20 protein-coding genes are annotated in these 21,092 nt (G+C 56.8%); 12 read left to right on the top strand and 8 right to left on the bottom strand.

All coding sequences use genetic code 11. The features are described from left to right. Nucleotides 1–142 precede the first annotated feature (142 nt). Entirely contained in the window at nucleotides 143–751 is a 609-nt protein-coding gene (locus OGV65_RS05050; protein ID WP_047497885.1) for a class I SAM-dependent DNA methyltransferase, read from the top strand. Here the strand turns inward: OGV65_RS05050 and OGV65_RS05045 are convergent. After that, nucleotides 748–1,698 carry a GlxA family transcriptional regulator gene (locus OGV65_RS05045; protein WP_047497883.1) on the bottom strand — a complete coding sequence of 317 codons (951 nt, stop codon included), beginning with the start codon at nucleotides 1,696–1,698 and terminating at the stop codon, nucleotides 748–750. The two genes, OGV65_RS05050 and OGV65_RS05045, sit on opposite strands and share 4 nt — an antisense overlap. Before the next feature lie 18 nt (nucleotides 1,699–1,716). After that, on the bottom strand, nucleotides 1,717–2,493 hold the full coding sequence (locus tag OGV65_RS05040; RefSeq protein WP_047497880.1) for an MBL fold metallo-hydrolase: 777 nt from the start codon (nucleotides 2,491–2,493) through the stop codon (nucleotides 1,717–1,719). 376 nt (nucleotides 2,494–2,869) lie between these two features. Between OGV65_RS05040 and OGV65_RS05035 the strand changes: the two genes are divergently transcribed. Continuing rightward, on the top strand, nucleotides 2,870–3,115 hold the full coding sequence (locus OGV65_RS05035; protein ID WP_016151965.1) for a YmjA family protein: 246 nt from the start codon (nucleotides 2,870–2,872) through the stop codon (nucleotides 3,113–3,115). Between the two features lie 86 nt (nucleotides 3,116–3,201). Beyond that, nucleotides 3,202–3,678, top strand: coding sequence for a cold-shock protein (locus tag OGV65_RS05030; RefSeq protein WP_016151966.1), 477 nt, complete (start codon nucleotides 3,202–3,204; stop codon nucleotides 3,676–3,678). 127 nt (nucleotides 3,679–3,805) lie between these two features. Here the strand turns inward: OGV65_RS05030 and OGV65_RS05025 are convergent, their stop codons facing one another. Continuing rightward, nucleotides 3,806–4,114, bottom strand: a complete 309-nt coding sequence (locus tag OGV65_RS05025; RefSeq protein WP_047497877.1) for a putative quinol monooxygenase — start codon at nucleotides 4,112–4,114, stop codon at nucleotides 3,806–3,808. Nucleotides 4,115–4,249: 135 nt separating this feature from the next. Beyond that, the gene (locus OGV65_RS05020; protein ID WP_046275638.1) at nucleotides 4,250–5,062 is read right to left on the bottom strand and encodes a DNA-binding transcriptional regulator; all 813 of its coding nucleotides are present in this window, start codon (nucleotides 5,060–5,062) and stop codon (nucleotides 4,250–4,252) included. A gap of 192 nt (nucleotides 5,063–5,254) precedes the next feature. Between OGV65_RS05020 and OGV65_RS05015 the strand changes: the two genes are divergently transcribed. From OGV65_RS05015 to mmuM, 9 genes are all read left to right on the top strand, one after another. Continuing rightward, nucleotides 5,255–6,919 (top strand): bifunctional 3-(3-hydroxy-phenyl)propionate/3-hydroxycinnamic acid hydroxylase, encoded by a 1,665-nt coding sequence (locus OGV65_RS05015; protein ID WP_047497874.1) that lies wholly within the window; start codon nucleotides 5,255–5,257, stop codon nucleotides 6,917–6,919. 1 nt (nucleotide 6,920) lies between these two features. Continuing rightward, the gene (gene mhpB, locus OGV65_RS05010; protein ID WP_046275617.1) at nucleotides 6,921–7,865 is read left to right on the top strand and encodes a 2,3-dihydroxyphenylpropionate/2,3-dihydroxicinnamic acid 1,2-dioxygenase; all 945 of its coding nucleotides are present in this window, start codon (nucleotides 6,921–6,923) and stop codon (nucleotides 7,863–7,865) included. A gap of 28 nt (nucleotides 7,866–7,893) precedes the next feature. After that, a complete protein-coding gene (gene mhpC, locus OGV65_RS05005; protein ID WP_047497871.1) occupies nucleotides 7,894–8,760 on the top strand; it encodes a 2-hydroxy-6-oxonona-2,4-dienedioate hydrolase in 867 nt (288 codons plus the stop codon). A gap of 9 nt (nucleotides 8,761–8,769) precedes the next feature. Beyond that, on the top strand, nucleotides 8,770–9,579 hold the full coding sequence (gene mhpD / locus OGV65_RS05000) for a 2-keto-4-pentenoate hydratase (RefSeq protein ID WP_047497868.1): 810 nt from the start codon (nucleotides 8,770–8,772) through the stop codon (nucleotides 9,577–9,579). Then, nucleotides 9,576–10,526 carry an acetaldehyde dehydrogenase gene (mhpF, locus tag OGV65_RS04995; protein WP_047497865.1) on the top strand — a complete coding sequence of 317 codons (951 nt, stop codon included), beginning with the start codon at nucleotides 9,576–9,578 and terminating at the stop codon, nucleotides 10,524–10,526. Before mhpD ends, mhpF begins: the two co-directional genes overlap by 4 nt. Continuing rightward, nucleotides 10,523–11,536, top strand: coding sequence for a 4-hydroxy-2-oxovalerate aldolase (mhpE, locus tag OGV65_RS04990; protein ID WP_016151976.1), 1,014 nt, complete (start codon nucleotides 10,523–10,525; stop codon nucleotides 11,534–11,536). The genes mhpF and mhpE overlap by 4 nt, the downstream gene beginning before the upstream one ends. A gap of 68 nt (nucleotides 11,537–11,604) precedes the next feature. Further along, complete coding sequence (gene mhpT / locus OGV65_RS04985; protein WP_016155816.1) at nucleotides 11,605–12,816, top strand: 3-(3-hydroxy-phenyl)propionate transporter MhpT; 1,212 nt, start codon at nucleotides 11,605–11,607, stop codon at nucleotides 12,814–12,816. Between the two features lie 274 nt (nucleotides 12,817–13,090). Next, nucleotides 13,091–14,494 (top strand): S-methylmethionine permease, encoded by a 1,404-nt coding sequence (mmuP, locus tag OGV65_RS04980; RefSeq protein ID WP_049282033.1) that lies wholly within the window; start codon nucleotides 13,091–13,093, stop codon nucleotides 14,492–14,494. After that, the gene (mmuM, locus tag OGV65_RS04975) at nucleotides 14,481–15,422 is read left to right on the top strand and encodes a homocysteine S-methyltransferase (RefSeq protein WP_016151980.1); all 942 of its coding nucleotides are present in this window, start codon (nucleotides 14,481–14,483) and stop codon (nucleotides 15,420–15,422) included. Before mmuP ends, mmuM begins: the two co-directional genes overlap by 14 nt. A 70-nt stretch (nucleotides 15,423–15,492) precedes the next feature. Here the strand turns inward: mmuM and fbpC are convergent, their stop codons facing one another. The 4 genes from fbpC to uhpC form a co-directional block, all read right to left on the bottom strand. Further along, nucleotides 15,493–16,539, bottom strand: a complete 1,047-nt coding sequence (fbpC, locus tag OGV65_RS04970) for a ferric ABC transporter ATP-binding protein (protein WP_286454672.1) — start codon at nucleotides 16,537–16,539, stop codon at nucleotides 15,493–15,495. 11 nt (nucleotides 16,540–16,550) lie between these two features. After that, the gene (locus OGV65_RS04965; RefSeq protein WP_279265212.1) at nucleotides 16,551–18,629 is read right to left on the bottom strand and encodes an ABC transporter permease; all 2,079 of its coding nucleotides are present in this window, start codon (nucleotides 18,627–18,629) and stop codon (nucleotides 16,551–16,553) included. Between the two features lie 69 nt (nucleotides 18,630–18,698). After that, nucleotides 18,699–19,730, bottom strand: coding sequence for an ABC transporter substrate-binding protein (locus OGV65_RS04960; protein ID WP_286454671.1), 1,032 nt, complete (start codon nucleotides 19,728–19,730; stop codon nucleotides 18,699–18,701). Then, entirely contained in the window at nucleotides 19,727–21,031 is a 1,305-nt protein-coding gene (uhpC, locus tag OGV65_RS04955; RefSeq protein WP_047357663.1) for an MFS transporter family glucose-6-phosphate receptor UhpC, read from the bottom strand. The genes OGV65_RS04960 and uhpC overlap by 4 nt, the downstream gene beginning before the upstream one ends. Between the last annotated feature and the right edge of the window lie 61 nt (nucleotides 21,032–21,092).

The following is a 21,092-nucleotide window of genomic DNA, read 5'->3' as shown; positions in this document are numbered from 1 at the left end:
TTATCTGCGCGCTATGATGCCACAGCGGGACGGTTTTGGGGTATTTGCGCATTGGTTCTGCGAGGCGCATTCCAGGGTTGCGGATCGTGTGCTGGAGGATTTATCGTCGTGATGCTTAACAGAATAAAAAAGTGAGGACATCGTGAGCGACTCTGCGGCAAACAACATTCTGTCCATCTACCAACGTCATACGGAGGCCTTTGCCAGCCAGCGTTCACGCGCACTGTTCGAGAAAAGCTGGCTGGATAAGTTCATCACCGTGATGGGCGGACAGGGCTGCATTGTGGATATTGGCTGCGGCAACGGTCAGCCGATTGCTGGTTATTTTATTCAGCAAGGCTTTCAGCTTACGGGAATTGATGGTTCTGCGGCGATGCTGGCGCGGGCCCGGCACTCTTTTCCCGCACAGCGCTGGCTGGAGCAGGATATGCGCGAGCTGGGACTTAACGAGACTTTCGATGGTCTGATCGCCTGGGACAGTTTTTTCCATTTAACTCAGCAGGATCAGCAAAAGATGTTCCCGATTTTTGACCGACTCAGCCGTCCCGGCAGCGCGCTGATGTTTACCAGCGGGACGGAAAACGGTATCGCGATGGGGCAATTTGAGGGCGAACCGCTGTTTCACGCCAGCCTCGCACCGGATGAATACCGCGCATTGCTGTCAGAGCACGGTTTTGTGGTGGTAGAGATGGTGATGGAAGATCCGCACTGCGCCGGGCATACCATCTGGCTGGCGCAAAAACGTGGCTAATCGCCGCGAAAGGTTTTACGCCATTCAGCCGGGCTAACGCCAAAGTGGGATTTAAAATGCTGCCGCCAGGTGATGGGCGACTGGAAACCGACCTGTTCGGCGATGCGTTCAACGGGTAACTGGCTGGACTCCAGCAGTATCTGACTACGGCGCAGACGCTCGGCAATCAACCATTCGGCCACGCTTGACCCGGTGGCCTTCATAAAATGACGGGTTAAAGTGCGACGGCTCATCATCACCCGCTGCGCCAGCTCGTCGAGATTATGCGGTTCGTGGAGATGCTGGCGCAAATAGTCGAGCAGGACGTTGATGCGCTGATCCTGGGTATTTTTCGCCACGGGTTGCTCGATAAACTGTGCCTGGCCGCCCTCACGATGCGGCGGCACAATCATCCGTCGGGCAATCTGATTCGCCGCCGTGCTGCCAAAACGCTGACGGATGACGTACAGACAGCAATCCAGCGCGGCGGCGGTGCCTGCCGAGGTAATTATGCCGTCGTCATCCACGTACAGCGCGTTAATATCCAGATGGGCTGCCGGGAAGCGCGCCTGAAAATCTTGCTCGAACTCCCAATGCGTAGCCGCCCGTTTGCCATCGAGCAGACCGGCATAGCCGAGGACAAATGCCCCCAGACATAGCCCGACAATCTGTGCGCCGTTTTGTCGCGCATGGTTGAGCGCATCAAGCAGGCTTTGTGGTGGACGATGTGCCGTGGTGCCCCAGTAGGGGAGCACCACGATGTCGGCGGCCTCCACTGCTTCATAGCCGTGAGCTGCGGTAATGGAAAAGCCATCCTGCGAGGAAACGATACCAGGCTGTTCGGCGCAAAGTTGCACCTCGAAGCGTTTCTTCGCCGCTACTTTGTCACTGAAAATGATGCACGGCACCGAGAAGTGAAACGGGCTGAAATCTTCCACGGCAACAATGGCGACGTTAAGCGGTTGCATACGATTCCTTTGTGGATATTAAAACGTCAGGGTTTCGCCATCTTCCGGTACGTTAACAAATTGCGCAATCTGGTTATCGTGGGCGTACTCTTTTAGAGCCGCGCGAGTCAGAAGACAGTGGTTAATTGCCTCCATGTGGGTCGCCACAATTTGTGCTTCTGGCAGCGTGAAGTGGGTTTTTAGCACATCTTCTGCGCCCATGATGATTGGGCCAAACCCGATAACGTGGGCAAAACCTGCGTTCAAAATAACCACGCCAGGCAGGAACGTCCGCATGTTGGTTTCCACCTCGTCGCGCCAGAGAGTGTCCCCGACCAGATACAGCGTTTTTTCCGCCGGATGCTGGAAGATAACCCCGCAGGCATCACCCAGACGCTCCGCCATTTGCGGGATGGCGTAAGCGCGATCCGAACCGTGCTGGCCGCCGGTTTTACGCAGGGTGATGTCGCCGAGCGTGGTGCTGTGTGCCAGTACGGTCAGTTGCGTGAAACCCTGCTTTCGCAGCACCTGCTTATCCTGCTCATTTTGTACATAGATCGGTTTGTCTTTCGGTACGATACGAGCAGCAGCCTCATCCCAATGATCTTCATGCAGATGGGTCACGATCAGCGCATCGACGTTGAGCAGGGTGTCGACATCAACGGGCAGTTCCACAGTCGGGTTGCGGATCTCGGCGCGTGCCGTTCCGGTAAAGCCCGGATAAGTCCCTTTTGCCGCCAGCATTGGATCGATCAGAAAGGTTTTACCGCCAAAGGTGATGCGCTGTGTGGCGTTACGGATTTGCGTGATGTTCATGGTGTTTGCTCCACATGTTGGGTCAGTGGTGTCATCGTAGACTGTTACCCAGAAGATGAATGTGGGCAAATGGGCGACTAGCGATGAAATTGGGCCAATAGCAGATGGCAGAGATCGATAATGTAATTAGAATTAAAGTAATTGAATATTTCCTTTGCGACTCTTTATTTAATTCGCAGCCATTATCTCGTACTGAAAAAAACGTCATTTAAATAAGGGCTGATTTATTAAATACGAAGCGACTCCAGAAAATAGTGTTTATATGCAACGTATTGCAGCCAATAAAACAGATCGCGAACCATGAAATAAGAATGCTATCATTCACACCAGACGCGGCAGGCAACTGCTGGCACACGCATTTACCCCGGAGCACCCGATGAACAACGACATTCCGCTAAAATTTTATGATATCGCCGACGAATACGCGACTGAAGCGGCAAAGCCGGTGAGCGATACAGAACGCGACGCACTGGCACACTACTTCCAGCAGTTGATCACTCGTTTGATGAACAATGAAGAGATCAGCGAAGAAGCGCAGCAGGAGATGGCAACCGAGGCCGGAGTCGACGCACAGCGTATCGATGATATCGCGGAGTTCCTCAATCGTTGGGGTAACGAGTAGCCAAAGACATGGCCTGTGTTTTACACTGCGCGCAAATTGAGTAGGTATACTCTACAAGTAATAGGTTTAATCAGGCGGAAACAGCAATGAACGGAACAATCACAACGTGGTTTAAAGATAAAGGCTTTGGATTTATCAAAGATGAAAACGGCGACAACCGCTATTTTCATGTGATTAAGGTTGCTAATCCTGAGCTGATCAAGAAAGACGCGGCGGTGACCTTTGAGCCTACCACCAACAACAAAGGCTTATCTGCCTACGCGGTAAAAGTCATACCCGACAGCAAATACATCTATATCGCGGGCGAGCGTCTGAAGCTCACGGCGATCAAGTCTTACCTGGTCTACAGCGAAGAAGTCCCTGCTGAGACTCGTATCGACAAAGAAAATGCGGTGCTGTCCGTTGGTGTGCTGATGAACAGCATCCGACCGAAATCAGACGTGAAGCCTGGTGAAATGCGCACGCTGAAAAAGCTGGCCATCACCACCTTCCAAGGCACGACGCTGATCTTCTCGGAAGATGAAATCGATATCGACGAGACGGTGAAACTGCTTAAGGTCTGAAACCCTTCAGAGTGAATGAAAACCGAAATCCTGCTCTTTTCAGAAGCGGGGTTTCGGTTTTTTTATGCGTATTTTTGTCAGAAGGGAATATCCATTTGAGCCAAATAGCAAATTCCATTCTGTTTTTTTATTTTGACGAGGCACCTGGAATTACCACGTCATCCATCAGTATGTAACGTGCTTCCTGGCGCGTGTATTGATCGATTAACGGCACAAGTCGCCGGAAATGCTCACTGGCACAATGTTCATCGAGAGCCGCGTGGTTTGGCCATTCTTCGATAAAAATAAAATGCCCCGGATCTTTTTCATCAATATAGAGGTCATAAGCAATGCATTGCGGTTCTTTCTTCGTCGCCGATATTAGCTCACGGTACCAAGGGCGAACGGTTTCAATATACTCAGGTTTGATGAAATCTTCGGCAATGACCTTTAACATGCAGCCTCCTGGCAGAAAACGAATGCACACTATGTGATGAAGATATATTTAGGGCAAGACGCCACAGTGTTATATCGGTCGGTGAGTGAGTTATCTCAGCTATTAATCAGATGATCCGCTTAACTGTGATCCATCTCACCTCCCGGCAACCAAAATCTCCTGCGACTCAACGCCATCTTCTATCTGTTTCGCCACCTTTTGTAAGGCCGGAAGATGTTTTTCCGCGGCCTGTTCGATGGTCATGGCGCTGGCCATATACACCAGATTCAGGCAGCCGATCACCCGCTGTTCACTGCGAATGGGGACGGCGATGGAGGCGATTTTCTCCTCCTGATCCCAACCGCGAAAGTTCTGGCCAAAACCGTCTTTGCGCGCACGGCTCAAAATGGCGTCGAGCTTCAGCGGTTCGCGCGCCAACTGGAACTCATCTCCCGGTCGTGAAGCCAGCATTTCAATCAGTTCCTGACGTTCATTCTCCGGGCTAAATGCCAGCCAGGTCAGGCCGGATGCGGTTTTCAGCAGCGGCAAACGACGCCCGACCATCGCCCGATGAAACGACAGGCGGCTGAAGCGATGGGTGGTTTCACGCACCACCATCGCGTCCACATCCAGCGTGGAAACGTCGGTCGGCCAGATGACCTCGCGCAGCAAATCTCCCAACAGCGGGGCGGCGAGCGCAGAAATCCACTGCTCGTCACGAAATCCCTCACTGAGCTGACGGACCTTAATGGTTAAGCGAAAGCTGTCATCGGACAGACTGCGCCGGACGTAACCCTCATCCTGCAGGGTTTCCAGTAGTCGCCTGACCGTGGTGCGGTGCAGGCCGCTCAGCTCTGCCAGCAGGCCAACGCTGGCCCCGCCGTCGAGACGATTTAACATATTTAATAACATTAGTCCGCGCGTTAACCCGCGCACGGTTTTGTATTCGGTACCGTCGTCACTTTTCATATTTATTGACAAATCTACAGTTAAAACAACGTTGTGCACTTAGTGCACATCCAGGCATGTTTTGATTGTAGCGCAAAAACTCACTTCTATACTGACCGCACAATAAAAAATTATTCACATTCTTTTAACAAAAGACGATTGCGCCTCACCAGGGTCTGCAATTGCATTTTGTCCGAGTAGTGAGGTTCTGAAATGACAACAATAAATCCAGATATCCAACCCGCTGTGCAGCACACCGTGCAGGTAGCGATTGCCGGAGCCGGTCCGGTAGGGCTGATGATGGCGAACTATCTTGGCCAGATGGGCATTGAGGTGTTGGTGGTGGAGAAGCTCGATACCCTTATCGACTATCCTCGCGCCATCGGCATTGACGATGAAGCGCTGCGCACCATGCAGTCCGTCGGTCTGGTCGAAAATGTTCTGCCGCACACCACGCCGTGGCATGCGATGCGCTTTCTCACCCCGAAAGGGCGCTGTTTTGCTGATATCCAGCCGATGACCGACGAATTTGGCTGGTCGCGCCGCAACGCGTTTATTCAGCCGCAGGTGGACGCGGTGATGCTGGAAGGGCTGTCGCGTTTTCCCAACGTGCGCTGCCTGTTCTCCCGCGAACTGGAAGCTTTCAGCCAGCAAAATGGTGAAGTGACGTTGAACCTGAAAGCGCCGGATGGCCAGCGTGAAACGGTGAAAGCTCAGTGGCTGGTGGCTTGCGACGGTGGGGCCAGCAACGTCAGACGTTCGCTGAATGTGCCATTTGAAGGCAAAACCGCGCCGAATCAGTGGATTGTGGTGGATATCGCTAACGATCCGCTCAGCACGCCGCATGTGTATCTGTGCTGCGATCCGGTGCGCCCGTATGTCTCCGCCGCGCTGCCGCACGCGGTGCGCCGCTTTGAATTTATGGTAATGCCAGGGGAAACCGAAGCGCAGCTCAGCGAACCGCAGAATATGCGCCAGCTTTTGAGCAAAGTGCTGCCGAACCCGGACAACGTCGAGCTGATCCGCCAGCGCGTATATACCCATAACGCACGTCTGGCCGAACGTTTTCGCATTGACCGCGTGCTGCTGGCGGGCGATGCGGCGCACATTATGCCGGTCTGGCAGGGGCAGGGGTACAACAGTGGCATGCGCGATGCTTTCAATCTGGCGTGGAAACTGGCGCTGGTGATTGAGGGCAAAGCCGGTGATGCGCTGTTGGATACCTACCAGCAGGAGCGCCGCGACCACGCCAAAGCGATGATCGATCTCTCGGTGACCGCAGGCAACGTACTTGCGCCGCCGAAACGCTGGCACGGCGCGGTGCGCGACGGGGTTTCCTGGCTGCTGAACTACATTCCGCCGGTCAAACGCTACTTCCTTGAAATGCGCTTTAAGCCGATGCCGCAGTACCACGTTGGGGCGCTGGTGCGTGAAGGCGATGCGAAAACCTCCCCCGTTGGCAAGATGTTTATCCAGCCGAAGGTAACGCTGGAATCAGGTGAAGTGACGCTGCTCGACAACGTCATCGGACCGAATTTCGCGGTGATCGGTTGGGGCTGTAACCCGCTGTGGGGCATGAGCGAGGCGCAGATCCAACAGTGGCAGGCGCTGGGGACGCAGTTTATCCAGGTGGTGCCGGATACACAGATACAAACCGATCAGGATAACCACGACGGCGTTACCCGCATTGGCGATACGCAAAACCGCCTGCGCGCGTGGTTTGCCCAGCACAACGCCGCGCTGGTGGTGATACGCCCGGACCGCTTTGTGGCCGCCATCGCCATTCCGCAAACCCTGGGTAGTACCCTGAATAAACTGGCGTCGGTGATGACGCTCACCCGCGTTAATGCCTACATTCCCGCTGAAAAGGTGGCCTGATATGCACGCTTATCTTCACTGTCTTTCCCACTCGCCGCTGGTGGGTTACGTCGACCCGGCGCAGGCCGTGCTCGACGAGGTTAACGGTGTGATCGCCAGCGCCCGGGCACGTATTGCGGCGTTCGACCCTGAACTGGTGGTGCTGTTTGCCCCCGATCACTACAACGGATTTTTCTACGACGTGATGCCGCCGTTCTGTTTAGGCGTAGGCGCTACGGCGATCGGCGATTTCGGTAGCGCGGCGGGGGAACTGCCGGTGCCGACAGATCTCGCTGAAGCCTGCGCCCACGCGGTAATGAAAAGCGGCATCGATCTCGCCGTGTCCTACAACATGCAGGTCGATCACGGTTTCGCGCAGCCGCTGGAGTTTTTGCTCGGTGGTCTGGATAACGTGCCGGTGCTGCCGGTGTTTATTAACGGCGTCGCCACGCCGCTGCCGGGCTTTCAGCGTACCCGCATGCTCGGTGAAGCGATTGGCCGATTCGCCAGCTCGCTGAATCAGCGTGTGCTGTTTTTAGGCTCCGGCGGCCTGTCGCATCAGCCGCCGGTCCCGGAGCTGGCGAAGGCCGATGCCCATATGCGCGACCGCCTGCTCGGCAGCGGCAAACAACTACCTGAAAACGAGCGCGAGCTGCGCCAGCAGCGGGTGATCAGCGCCGCCGAGAAGTTTGTGGCCGATCAACACACGCTGCATCCGCTTAATCCTGTCTGGGATAACCGCTTTATGACGCTGCTTGAACAGGGGCGTTTGCAGGAGCTGGACGCGGTCAGTAACGAAGAACTGTCCGCGATGGCGGGCAAATCAACGCACGAAGTTAAAACCTGGGTTGCTGCCTTCGCCGCTATTTCTGCCTTTGGCAACTGGCGCAGCGAAGGCCGTTATTACCGCCCGATCCCAGAGTGGATCGCTGGATTCGGCTCCCTGAGCGCCACCACACAGAACTGAAACAGAACTGAATATGCAGGAGAACATCATGACTTACCAACCGCAAACCGAAGACGCAACCAGTCGTTTTCTGCAGGTGCAGGAAGCAGGCGAAACGCTGCGCGTGCATTTCAATGACTGTGGGCAGGGCGAAGAGACCGTCGTGCTGTTGCATGGGTCTGGTCCGGGTGCGACGGGCTGGGCGAACTTCAGCCGCAATATCGATCCGCTGGTGGAGGCTGGATACCGGGTGATCCTGCTGGATTGTCCTGGCTGGGGTAAAAGCGATGGCATCGTTAACCGCGGTTCGCGATCCGATCTCAATGCTCGCATCCTGAAAAGCGTGGTCGATCAGTTGGATATTCAGAAAATCCATCTGCTGGGCAACTCGATGGGGGGCCACAGTGCCGTGGCGTTCACCCTGAGCTGGCCGGAGCGTGTGGGCAAGCTGGTGCTGATGGGCGGCGGGACGGGGGGCATGAGCCTGTTTACCCCGATGCCGACCGAAGGCATCAAGCGCCTGAATCAGCTGTACCGCGAACCGACCATCGAGAACCTGAAGCTGATGATGGAGATCTTTGTCTTCGACACCAGCGATCTGACCGAGGCGCTGTTTGAGGCGCGTCTGAATAACATGCTGTCGCGTCGCGATCACCTGGAAAACTTTGTCCACAGCCTTGAAGCCAACCCGAAACAGTTTCCGGATTTCAGCCCGCGCCTGGGGGAAATCAAAGCCCAGACCCTCATTGTCTGGGGACGCAACGACCGCTTCGTGCCGATGGACGCCGGCCTGCGCCTGCTCTCCGGGATTGCCGGGTCTGAGCTGCACATCTACCGCGACTGCGGGCACTGGGCACAGTGGGAACATGCGGATGCTTTTAACCAGCTGGTGCTGAACTTCCTCGCTCGCCCTTAAGGAACGGACATGACGAATCTTAATCTTGAGCAGTTAGCCGCCGATTTACGTCAGGCTGAGGAAAAAGGGGACGCTATCGCCCCGCTGCGTGAACTGATCGGCGTGGATAACGCCGAAGCGGCCTACGCCATTCAGCGTATCAATGTGCAGTATGACGTGGCGCGAGGGCGTCGCGTCGTCGGGCGCAAAGTGGGGCTGACGCACCCGAAAGTGCAACAGCAGCTGGGCGTCGATCAGCCGGACTTCGGCACGCTGTTCGCCGACATGTGCTACGGCGACAACGACACCATTGCGTTTGCCCGCGTGCTACAACCGCGTATTGAAGCGGAGATTGCGCTGGTGCTGAACCGCGATCTGCCCAATGCCGATACCACCTTTGACGAGCTGTACAACGCCATCGAGTGGGTGCTACCCGCGCTGGAAGTGGTCGGCAGCCGTATTCGCGACTGGTCGATCAAGTTTGTTGATACCGTGGCGGATAACGCCTCCTGTGGCGTGTATGTGGTCGGCGGCCCGGCACAACATCCGGCAGGATTAGATCTGAAAAACTGCGCGATGAAAATGACGCGCAATAACGAAGAGGTTTCCAGCGGGCGCGGTAGCGAATGTCTGGGACATCCGATCAACGCCGCCGTGTGGCTGGCGCGCAAAATGGCCAGCCTTGGCGAGCCGCTGCGTGCCGGGGACATTATTCTCACCGGGGCGTTAGGCCCGATGGTGGCGGTGAATGCGGGCGATCATTTCGAAGCCCATATCGACGGTATTGGTTCAGTTGCCGCCACCTTTTCAGCGGCGGTTACAAAAGGAAGTCAGTCATGAGTAAGCGTAAAGTCGCCATTATCGGCTCTGGCAACATCGGCACCGATTTGATGATTAAAATTCTGCGTCACGGCGTACGTCTGGAGATGGCGGTGATGGTGGGGATTGATCCGCAATCCGACGGTCTGGCACGCGCCCGGCGTATGGGCGTTGCCACCACCCATGAAGGGGTGACGGGGCTTCTTGCGATGCCAGAATTCGCTGAAATCGACATCGTGTTTGATGCCACCAGCGCGGGCGCGCACGTGAAAAATGACGCCGCGCTGCGCGCCGTAAAACCGGGGATCCGTCTGATCGACCTGACGCCCGCAGCGATCGGCCCGTACTGCGTCCCGGTGGTGAACCTGGAGGCTAACGTTGACCAACAGAACGTCAATATGGTGACCTGCGGCGGGCAGGCGACCATCCCGATGGTGGCGGCGGTTTCTCGCGTGGCAAAAGTCCATTACGCCGAAATTATCGCCTCGATCGCCAGTAAATCTGCGGGACCGGGCACCCGCGCCAATATCGACGAGTTTACCGAAACCACCTCGAAGGCGATTGAAGTGGTGGGGGGCGCGGCCAAAGGCAAAGCCATTATCGTACTTAACCCGGCTGAGCCGCCGCTGATGATGCGCGACACGGTGTATGTGTTGAGCGAAGCGGCCTCCCAGCTTGAAGTTGAAGCGTCGATTAATGACATGGCGGCGGCAGTGCAGGCGTATGTGCCGGGCTATCGCCTGAAACAGCGCGTCCAGTTTGAAGTCATCCCGGAGGATAAACCGGTGAATCTGCCGGGTATTGGTCAGTTTTCCGGGCTGAAAACCGCGGTGTATCTGGAAGTGGAAGGTGCGGCGCACTATTTACCCGCCTACGCGGGCAACCTCGACATTATGACTTCCAGCGCGCTGGCGACCGCTGAGCAGATGGCGCAGTCACTCACCCGTCAGGCAGGAGAAGCAGCATGAACGGTAAAAAACTCTATATCTCTGACGTGACCCTGCGCGACGGTATGCATGCGATTCGTCACCAGTATTCGCTGGAAAACGTGCGCCAGATAGCCAAAGCGCTGGACGACGCGCGGGTTGATTCCATTGAGGTGGCCCACGGCGACGGTTTACAAGGTTCCAGCTTTAACTACGGCTTTGGCGCGCACAGCGATCTCGAGTGGATTGAAGCGGCAGCAGACGTGGTCAAACACGCAAAGATCGCCACGCTGTTGCTGCCGGGCATCGGCACTCTTCATGACCTGAAAAACGCGTATCAGGCCGGCGCGCGAGTGGTGCGCGTGGCGACCCACTGCACCGAAGCGGACGTGTCGGCCCAGCATATTCAGTACGCGCGTGAGCTCGGCATGGATACCGTTGGCTTTCTGATGATGAGCCATATGACCACGCCGGAGAATCTGGCGCAGCAGGCGAAGCTGATGGAAAACTACGGCGCGACGTGTATCTACGTGGTCGATTCCGGCGGGGCGATGAATATGAGCGATATTCGCGCCCGCTTCCGCGCCCTGAAAGCGGTGCTGAAGCCGGAGACAGAAACCGGAATGCATGCGCATCACAACCTGAGTCTCGGCGTGGCGAACTCGATTGCCGCGGTGGAAGAGGGCTGCGACCGTATCGACGCCAGCCTGGCGGGTATGGGCGCTGGCGCGGGCAACGCGCCGCTGGAAGTGTTTATCGCCGCTGCGGATAAGCTCGGTTGGCAGCACGGCACCGATCTGTATGCGCTGATGGACGCCGCCGACGATCTGGTGCGTCCACTGCAGGACCGTCCGGTGCGGGTGGATCGCGAAACGCTGGCACTGGGCTATGCCGGGGTGTACTCCAGCTTCTTGCGTCACTGCGAAGTGGCGGCGGCGCGTTATGGCCTGAGCGCGGTCGATATTCTGGTTGAATTGGGCAAACGCCGAATGGTGGGCGGCCAGGAAGATATGATCGTCGACGTGGCGCTGGATCTGCGCAATAGCAAATAAAAATGATTACGCGGCTGGCAACGTATCAGCCGCGACTCACCTGCATCGTGACCTCAGAGGTACATCTTATGACTACCCGTACCCCCACATCTTACCGCCTGACGTTAACCGTCGGGCTTTGCTTTTTAGTTGCCCTGATGGAAGGGCTGGATCTACAGGCCGCCGGGATCGCTGCCGTCGGTATCGCCCAGGCGTTTGCGCTGGATAAAATGCAGATGGGCTGGATCTTCAGTGCGGGCATTCTCGGACTGCTGCCCGGCGCGCTGGTGGGCGGCATGCTGGCCGATCGCTATGGCCGCAAGCGTATTCTTATTGCCTCCGTGGCGCTGTTCGGTCTGTTCTCGCTGGCGACGGCGATTTCCTGGGATTTCTCGTCGCTGGTGTTTGCCCGTCTGATGACCGGCGTCGGGTTGGGCGCGGCGTTGCCGAATCTGATCGCGCTGACCTCCGAAGCGGCGGGCCCGCGTTTTCGCGGTACGGCGGTGAGCCTGATGTACTGTGGCGTGCCGATTGGCGCGGCGTTAGCGGCGGCGCTCGGGTTTAGCGGTCTGGCCGCCGCCTGGCAAACGGTGTTCTGGGTTGGCGGAGTGATCCCGCTGCTGCTGGTGCCGTTGTTGATGCGCTGGCTGCCAGAATCACAGGTTTATGCCCAGCAAACGCAGGTGGCCGCCGCGCCGTTGCGCGCCCTGTTCGCCCCCGCTACCGCCACCGCCACGCTGCTGCTGTGGCTGTGCTATTTCTTCACCCTGCTGGTGGTGTATATGCTGATCAACTGGCTGCCGATGCTGCTGGTGGAGCAGGGCTTTCAGCCCTCGCAGGCGGCTGGTGTGATGTTTGCTCTGCAAATCGGCGCGGCCAGCGGCACGTTAATTCTCGGGGCGTTAATGGACAAACTGCGCCCGGTGGTCATGTCGCTTCTGATCTACACCGGGATGTTGGCTTCGCTGCTGGCGCTGGGGACGGTGTCGTCATTGAGCGGTATGCTGATGGCCGGATTTGTGGCGGGGATGTTTGCCACTGGAGGACAAAGCGTGCTGTATGCGCTGGCTCCGCTGTTTTACAGTACGCAGATCCGCGCGACAGGCGTGGGTACCGCTGTCGCCGTTGGGCGTCTGGGGGCGATGAGCGGCCCGCTGCTGGCAGGAAAAATGTTAGCGCTCGGCACAGGAACGGTAGGCGTGATGGCGGCTTCTGCGCCGGGCATTTTACTGGCAGGGCTGGCGGTATTTTTCCTGATGAGCCGTAAATCGCAGATGCCGATCCCGACCAGTGGCTCATAAGCAATCGTTCGGTTGTATGAGTGGGGAGATACGGTTCCCACTTCCGGGTGAACGCCAGCCGGCGATGACGTTGCCAGAGTTTATATAAAGCCTGGCAACGGAGGCGTTATGAGCTGGCGGCCCTTTTTATATTTGATAATTAACCCCCACCCGATATTAAGCGCCCGGCGCGGTCATCTGCGTCTGGTGCAGGGTTGACTTTGCATTGTGTTAACAAACGCGGTATAACACACCCTCTTTGGATGTTTAGATGTCCATACGTTTGGAAGGTTATATGCAAACAACACAACAAAATGCGCCACTGAAGCGCACGATGAAAACGCGTCACCTGATTATGCTCTCCTTGGGTGGCGTGATTGGCACAGGGTTATTCTTCAATACCGGTTACATCATCTCCACTACCGGGGCCGCGGGAACGCTGCTGGCCTATCTGATTGGCGCGCTGGTGGTCTGGCTGGTTATGCAGTGTCTGGGCGAGCTGTCGGTCGCGATGCCGGAGACCGGGGCGTTTCACGTCTATGCCGCGCGCTATCTCGGCCCGGCGACGGGGTATACGGTGGCCTGGCTCTACTGGCTGACCTGGACCGTGGCGCTTGGTTCGAGTTTTACCGCTGCCGGATTCTGTATGCAGTACTGGTTTCCGCTGGTGCCGGTATGGGTCTGGTGCGTGGTGTTCTGTGTGATTATTTTTGGCCTGAACGTTATCTCCACGCGCTTTTTTGCCGAAGGGGAGTTCTGGTTCTCGCTGGTGAAAGTGGTCACTATCATCGCCTTTATTATCCTTGGTGGGGCGGCGATTTTTGGCTTTATCCCGATGCAGGATGGCTCGCCCGCGCCGGGGCTGAGTAATATCACGGCGGAAGGTTGGTTCCCGCATGGCGGCTTACCGATCCTGATGACGATGGTGGCGGTGAACTTTGCTTTTTCGGGAACGGAGCTTATCGGTATTGCCGCCGGTGAAACGGAAAATCCGCGCAAGGTGATCCCGGTGGCGATTCGTACCACCATCGCGCGACTGATTATTTTCTTTATCGGCACCGTGTTTGTGCTGGCGGCGCTGATCCCGATGCAGCAGGCGGGCGTGGAGAAAAGCCCGTTTGTGCTGGTGTTTGAGAAGGTAGGTATTCCGTACGCCGCCGATATTTTTAACTTCGTGATCCTGACAGCCATTCTTTCTGCGGCGAACTCCGGGCTGTATGCCTCCGGGCGCATGCTCTGGTCGCTGTCGAATGAACGTACGCTGCCAGCCTGTTTTGGGCGAGTAACGAAAAACGGCGTGCCGCTGACGGCGCTGTCGGTCAGTATGCTCGGCGGCGTACTGGCGCTGTTTTCCAGCGTGGTGGCCCCGGACACGGTATTTGTCGCGCTGTCGGCAATCTCCGGGTTTGCGGTGGTGGCGGTGTGGCTGAGCATCTGCGCCTCGCACTTTGTTTTTCGCCGCCGTCATCTGCAACAGGGTAAGGCATTGAGTGCATTACATTATCGTGCGCCGTGGTATCCGCTGGTGCCGGTATTGGGATTTGTGTTGTGCCTGGTGGCCTGTGTAGGGCTGGCATTCGATCCAGCGCAGAGAATTGCGTTGTGGTGCGGGTTACCGTTTGTTGCGTTGTGCTATGGTGCATATTTCCTTACTCAACCCCGTAACGCAAAACAGGAGCCAGAACATGTCGCAGAATAATCCGTTACGCGCTCTCCTTGAGAAACAGGATGTCCTGTTACTGGATGGCGCGATGGCGACGGAGCTGGAAGCGCGAGGGTGTAACTTAGCCGACAGCCTGTGGTCAGCCAAAGTGCTGGTAGAAAACCCGGAGCTTATCCGCGAAGTGCATCTTGATTATTACCGGGCGGGGGCGCAATGCGCGATCACCGCCAGCTATCAGGCGACACCGGCGGGCTTTGCCGCGCGTGGCCTGGATGAAGCGCAGTCGAAAGCGCTGATTGGCAAAAGCGTGGAGCTGGCGCGTAAAGCGCGTGAAGCGTATCTGGCAGAGAACCCGCAAGCGGGCACGCTGTTGGTGGCGGGATCTGTCGGACCTTACGGCGCGTATCTGGCGGACGGCTCTGAATACCGTGGCGATTACCAGCGCAGCGCCGAGGCGTTCCAGGCGTTTCATCGCCCGCGCGTGGAAGCATTGCTGGATGCCGGGGCCGATCTGCTGGCCTGCGAAACCCTGCCGAATTTTGTCGAGATTGGCGCACTGGCTGAGCTGTTGACCGCGTACCCGCGTGCGCGTGCCTGGTTCTCATTTACTCTGCGTGACAGCGAGCACCTGAGCGACGGTACGCCGCTGCGTGACGTGGTCGCGTTGCTGGCGGATTATCCGCAGGTGGTGGCGTTAGGCATTAACTGCATTGCGCTGGAAAACACCACCGCTGCGTTGCAGCATTTACACGGCTTAACGGCGCTGCCGCTGGTGGTGTATCCGAATTCGGGCGAGCAGTACGATGCCGCGAGCAAAACCTGGCATCATCACGGTGAGTCTTGTGCGCAACTGGCGGATTATCTGCCACAGTGGCAGGCCGCTGGCGCACGATTGATTGGCGGGTGCTGTCGCACCACGCCTGCGGATATTGCCGCGTTAAAAGTTCAGGCCCAGGCCCGATAAGACGTAAGCCGCCATCGGGCATTTTTTGCCGGATGGCGATACGGTATGAACCGGAAACATGGGTAACACTTTATGCCGCATCCGCCAGCACAAACATGCCGTACGGATGGATTTCGAGATAATACTGCTCGCCGACGTCCGGCTGCAGACGCGTAGCGTTGACCTGCAATAAAATCTCCTGTCCGTGCCACTCCACCGTGACCTCATATTGGGGTCCCATATACGCGACGTGGCTGATCACGCAGCGTTGGCTCTCTTCGCCGCGGTCGCTGAGCGTGATCGCTTCCGGGCGCACGCCTACCATGCCCTCGCCTTGATCGCTAAAGTGCAGTGGGCGCGGCAGATGATAGCCGTAGATATCAACGTATCTGTCGCTGAAGGTGGCCGGGAACAGGTTAGAATCGCCCATAAAGCTCGCCATAAAGCGGGAGGCGGGCTGGCGATAGAGATCCTGCGGCGAGCCGATCTGCATGATGTGTCCCTTGTTCATCACCAGTACGGTATCGGAAACCGCAAAGGCTTCGCTCTGATCGTGGGTGACGTACAGCGAGGTGATATCAAACTGCTTTTGCAGCTCGCGGATCTTGTCGCGCATGCTGCGACGCAGGTTGGCGTCCAGGTTACTTAACGGCTCATCAAACAGCAGCACTTTCGGTTTGAGGATCAACGCACGGGCCAGCGCCACGCGCTGCTGCTGACCGCCGGAGACCTGATCGACAAAGCGGTCTTCAAATCCCTCCAGATCCACCATTGCCAGCGCCTCTTTGACGCGGGTTTTCACCTCCGCGCGCGACACGCCGAGCATCTTCAGGCCATAACCGACGTTCTCCCCTAACGACATGTGCGGGAACAGGGCATATGACTGAAACACCATACAGATATCGCGCTGCTGAATGGAACGATGGGTAACGTCTTCGCCATCAATGAAAATTTGTCCTTCGCTCGGTTTTTCCAGCCCGGCAACCAGACGCAAGATGGTGGTTTTACCGCAGCCGGACGGGCCGAGCAGCGTTACCATTTGCCCCTGCGGAATGGTGAGATTGATATTGTCGATAACCGTGTTGCTGCCAAATCGTTTAGTGACGTTGCGCAGTTCAACGAAATTTTTCTGAGTCATAGTGCGCTCCATTACGCCTGGTTTTTGGCTTTTGAACGGGAGGTACGTGATTCACCGATCAGCCAGTCAAAGATGAAAATAATCGCCAGCATCACCACGATCAAAATGGAACCGTAGGCAATCGCCACGCCGTATTCGCCGTCTTCTACGCGGTTCAGGATGTAGGCCGTGGCCACGCGGGTATCCGGCGTGACGAGGAACACAATGGCGCTGACGGTGGTAATGGCGCGCACAAAGCTGTAGATCAGCGCTGAGAGGATCGCCGGGCGCAGCAGCGGCAACAGGATGTGCGTAATGGTGCGCAGGGAACCGGCGCGCAGACTGAGCGAGGCTTCATCCAGTGATTTATCGATTTGGCCTAAGCCCGCAATGCCCGCCCGGATACCGACCGGGACGTTACGCATCACCATTGAGATAATCACGATGGCGGCGGTGCCGGTGAGGTATACCGGGGCGCTGTTAAAGGCCAGAATGTACGACACGCCCGCTACGGTGCCCGGAACGGCAAAGCACAGCATAGTGGTGAACTCGATGGTCTTTTTGCCTTTAAACTGCTGACGCACCACAACCCATGCGATCAGCAGGCCAAAGATAGCGGTGATCGGCGCGGCAATCCCGGCGTAGAGCAGGGTGTCGAGCAGTGAAGGCCACGCGCCGTCGCTCATTCCCTGACCGAACAGTTTGGTAAAGTTCGCCAGTGTCAGGGTGTAGTCCACGCCCCAGTTTACGGTGAAACTGCCGTAGAAAATGCTGCCGTAGAGCAGGGCGTTAAAGGCAATCCACACCGCCAGCAGCGCGACCACGCTCCATACCAGCGTTACCGGCAGCGGCTGCACGTCGCCCCGATAGGATTTACCAGAAACGGTGACGTACGAGCGTTTACCAATCCACATGTACTGCACGCAGAACACCAGCAGCGAGAACAGCAACAGGAAGGCACCCAGCGTACTGGCGGCCTGGTAGTCGAGCTGGGAACCGGTGATGTAGAAGTAGATTTGCGTTGCCAGCACGTCAAAGTTACCGCCAAGCACCAGCGGGTTACTGAAGTCGGCCAGCGACTGCACCACCACAATTAAAAAGGCGTTTGCCAGCGCCGGTTTTAGCAGCGGGACAAACACGCCGTTAAAGGTTTGCCAGCGGCTGGCGCGCAGGGTGTATGACGCCTCCTCCAGCGACGGATGAATGGTTTTGATCGCCCCGTCGAGGATCATAAACGCCATCGGAGTGAAGGCCAGCACCTGCGCCAGCCAGATGCCGGTAAAACCGTACAGCCAGTTGGTGTTGGTCAAACCAAACCATTCGACCATAAATTCGGTGATGTAACCGGAGCGCCCCATCATCAGCGTTACGCCTAAACCCACAACAAACGGCGGGGTGACGATCGGCAGAATCGAGAAAATACGTCCGATAATGGCGCTGCGTTTCGCAATACGGGTGGTGTAGATAGCCAGCACCAGGCCAAAGAAGGTACAGCCGACGCCGACGGCAATCGACAGCATAATCGAGTTGAGGATCACCTGAATGATATGCGCCTGCGACAGCACATTCATAAACGCCAGCGGAGCAAATTCCCCGGCGTCGTTGGTGAACATCGGAATGAAAATAGCGATACTTGGCCAGACGATAAAAATACCGATCAGCGCGACAATCGCGGTGAGCGAGCCGATGACGAAACGGTCGCCGCCCAGCCATTCCAGACGGGTGAGCGCCAGGGTCATGATTGCACCAAGTGCTACAAACAGCACGATGGTGGCATAGCCTAAGCCGCGCCCCTCAAGAGTCGCGCTGGCGACGATAAAGGCCATACAGAAAAAGGCCCAGCCCGCGTCAAAATAATGGCGGCTGCGCTGTTCGCGTCTGGCTTCATGGAACGGGCGCACCAGCAGCAGGCTTGGCAGCAGATACCAGAGCCAATTGATATTGAACTGTGACCAGCCGTAGGCGGCGAGAATTTCTTCGCGCGTCGATTCCAGCAGACCGTAGTCCAGGCTCCAGCTCGGCAGCAGGGCAAACGCCAGCCAGCCGAGTAAAATCCAAAGAAATATCGCATCCCGTTTTTTCACGGGATGGAGTGCAAGTGTGTGTGACATAGCGGTTCCGGTATTTCAGGCCGGATATGGCGTTGAGGCCTTATCCGGCAAATGAACGCAAATCTGGGGTTATTTACCCATCTTCACTTCGCTGACCCACTTATTGATCAGGGCTTTACGCACGTCGGTCGAGCCGTACTTATCCATGTCGTAATTGATAAGCTTCAGGTCGTCGAGCTTCAGCGAGTTAGGGGACGTTTCGGCGGTGGTGTTGGTCAGGATCTGATAGGATTTACCTTTCTTCCACGCCAACTCCTGCGCGTCTTTCGACAGTACCCAGTCAACGAACAGTTTGGCGTTATCGAGGTTGCGCGCGCCTTTCAGGATGCTGACACCGCCGATTTCATAACCGGTACCTTCGCACGGTGAGACAAGTTCCAGCGGTGCGCCCTGTTCTTTTTCCAGCGAGTAGTCGTGCAAGAAACCGATGCCGATAGCCGTTTCGCCACGGGCGGCGTTACGCGTTGGAGCAATGCCGGATTTGGTGTACTGCGAGACGTTGGCGTTGAGCTGTTTCAGGTAGTCAAAGGCCTGATCTTCCCCCCACAGTTGGGCAAAGGTCGCCAGTGCGGTATAGGCGGTACCGGAGCTTTGCGGATCAGCAATCTGGATTTCGCCTTTGTATTCCGGTTTGGTCAGATCCTTCCAGCATTTTGGCACCGGTAGGTTTTTCTCTTTCAGGCGCTGGGTATTGACGCCAAAGCCCAGAATACCGACATAAACCGCCGAGGAGAGGTTGCCCTTCACTTTTGCCGGATCGCGGAACTTCTCCATGATTTGTTCGAGGTTTGGTGATTTATACGGCTGCAGCAAGCCCATTTCACCGGCCTGAGACTGTGGATCCAGCGTACCGCCATACCAGACATCCGCTTGCGGGTTTTTCTTCTCGGCATCCACTTTCGCCAGCGTACTGCCTGAGCCGTTGCGAATGAATGAAGTCTTCACATCATATTTTTCACCGAAGGCTTTGGTTTCGGTTTCGCACATTTCGTTGGTGGCGCTGCAATACACCACCAGACGACCCTGCGCCTGAGCTGCACTGCTGAAGGCTGCCAGCGTCAGAGCGGAGGCAATTAGGGTAGAGGTAAGCGTCAGTTTCATTGTTTTATCCTTTGACTGAGAGAAGGGGGAATGCCCGCAATGAGCAATGGCATCAGCAATAAACCCATAAAGACAGCGGCAACCGAGAGCAAACTGAACATTCCCGACCAGCCGTAGTGTTCTATGACCAGCGACAGCGGCCAACCCGCCAGCGCGGCCCCCAGATAGGCGAACAGCCCGAGAAAACCAGTAATTGAACCTGCCGCCGCTTTATGTCCGCATTCCACGGCCGCGAGGCCAATTAGCATCTGTGGGCCAAACACAAAAAAGCCCACGGTAAAGAAACACACTGCCAGTAGCGCGTAGTGGTGCACCGGCGCCAGCCACAGCGCGGCGACGGAGACCATCAGCCCCAGCGTGAATAGCAAAATCATTGGCGCACGCTGACCGCTGAACAGCAGATCCGAACCCCATCCGGCAAACAGCGCCCCCAGCAAGCCGCCGACTTCAAACAGCATTACCGTGGCATTGGCGCTGAGCAGGTTCACACCGTGGCTTTCCGTCAGCCAGATGTTGCCCCAGTCGTTGAGCGCAATGCGGATCAAATAGACCAACACATATGACACGCCGAGTAGCCAGATCATCGGGTTCTTCAGCATGGTGGTGCGTAACATTTGCCACAGTCCCATCGGCGGGCTTTGCTGCTCCTGACGCAACTCCAGCGGGTCTTGCCGCCATTCCCCAACCGTGGGTAAGCCTTCTTCCCGGGGCGTGCCTTTCAGTTGCAGGGTGAGCCAGATGCCTAACGCCATGCTGATTATTCCCGGCGCCAGCATGGCTGCCTGCCAACCCCACCAGTGGGCGGCAAAGGCGCTAATCAGCGGGATGATGGCCCCACCGATGTTGATCGACATATTCCAGCAGCCCCACCAGAAGCCGCGTTCGTTGCGCGAGTACCAGTGAGTCAGTAGTCGGGCGCAGGGCGGCCAGCCCCAGCCCTGAAAAAATCCGTTCAGCGTCCAGACCACCAGGAGCAGCGTCAGCGATTCACCAAAGGCGAACAGCACGTTTAAAACGCCGGTGGCAAACAGGCCAATGCCCATAAACGCGCGCTGTCCGTGGCTGTCGTGCCATAGCCCGGCGGTGAATTTCGACAGGCCATAGGTCAGATAAAACAGCGATCCCAGCAGGCCGATATCGCCTTTATCCAGACCCAGATCCGTTTGCAGCGCCGGGAGGACGTAGTTAACACTTTTGCGCGTCAGATAAAACGCGGCGTACCCAATCACCATACACATCAGCAGCCGGGGGCGTAGCGCCCGGTATTGTTGGTCTGTTTCGCGTGATGCACGTGCATGCATGGCAGCCTCCGTTTGTGCTGACTATAGGAAAGTGAAAGCAAAATGGGATGAGATAAAGTCC

This window comes from Citrobacter sp. Cb004, assembly GCF_030337065.1.
Taxonomy (GTDB): Bacteria; Pseudomonadota; Gammaproteobacteria; order Enterobacterales; family Enterobacteriaceae; genus Citrobacter; species Citrobacter braakii.
This window is presented reverse-complemented; position numbering and strand designations above follow the sequence as displayed.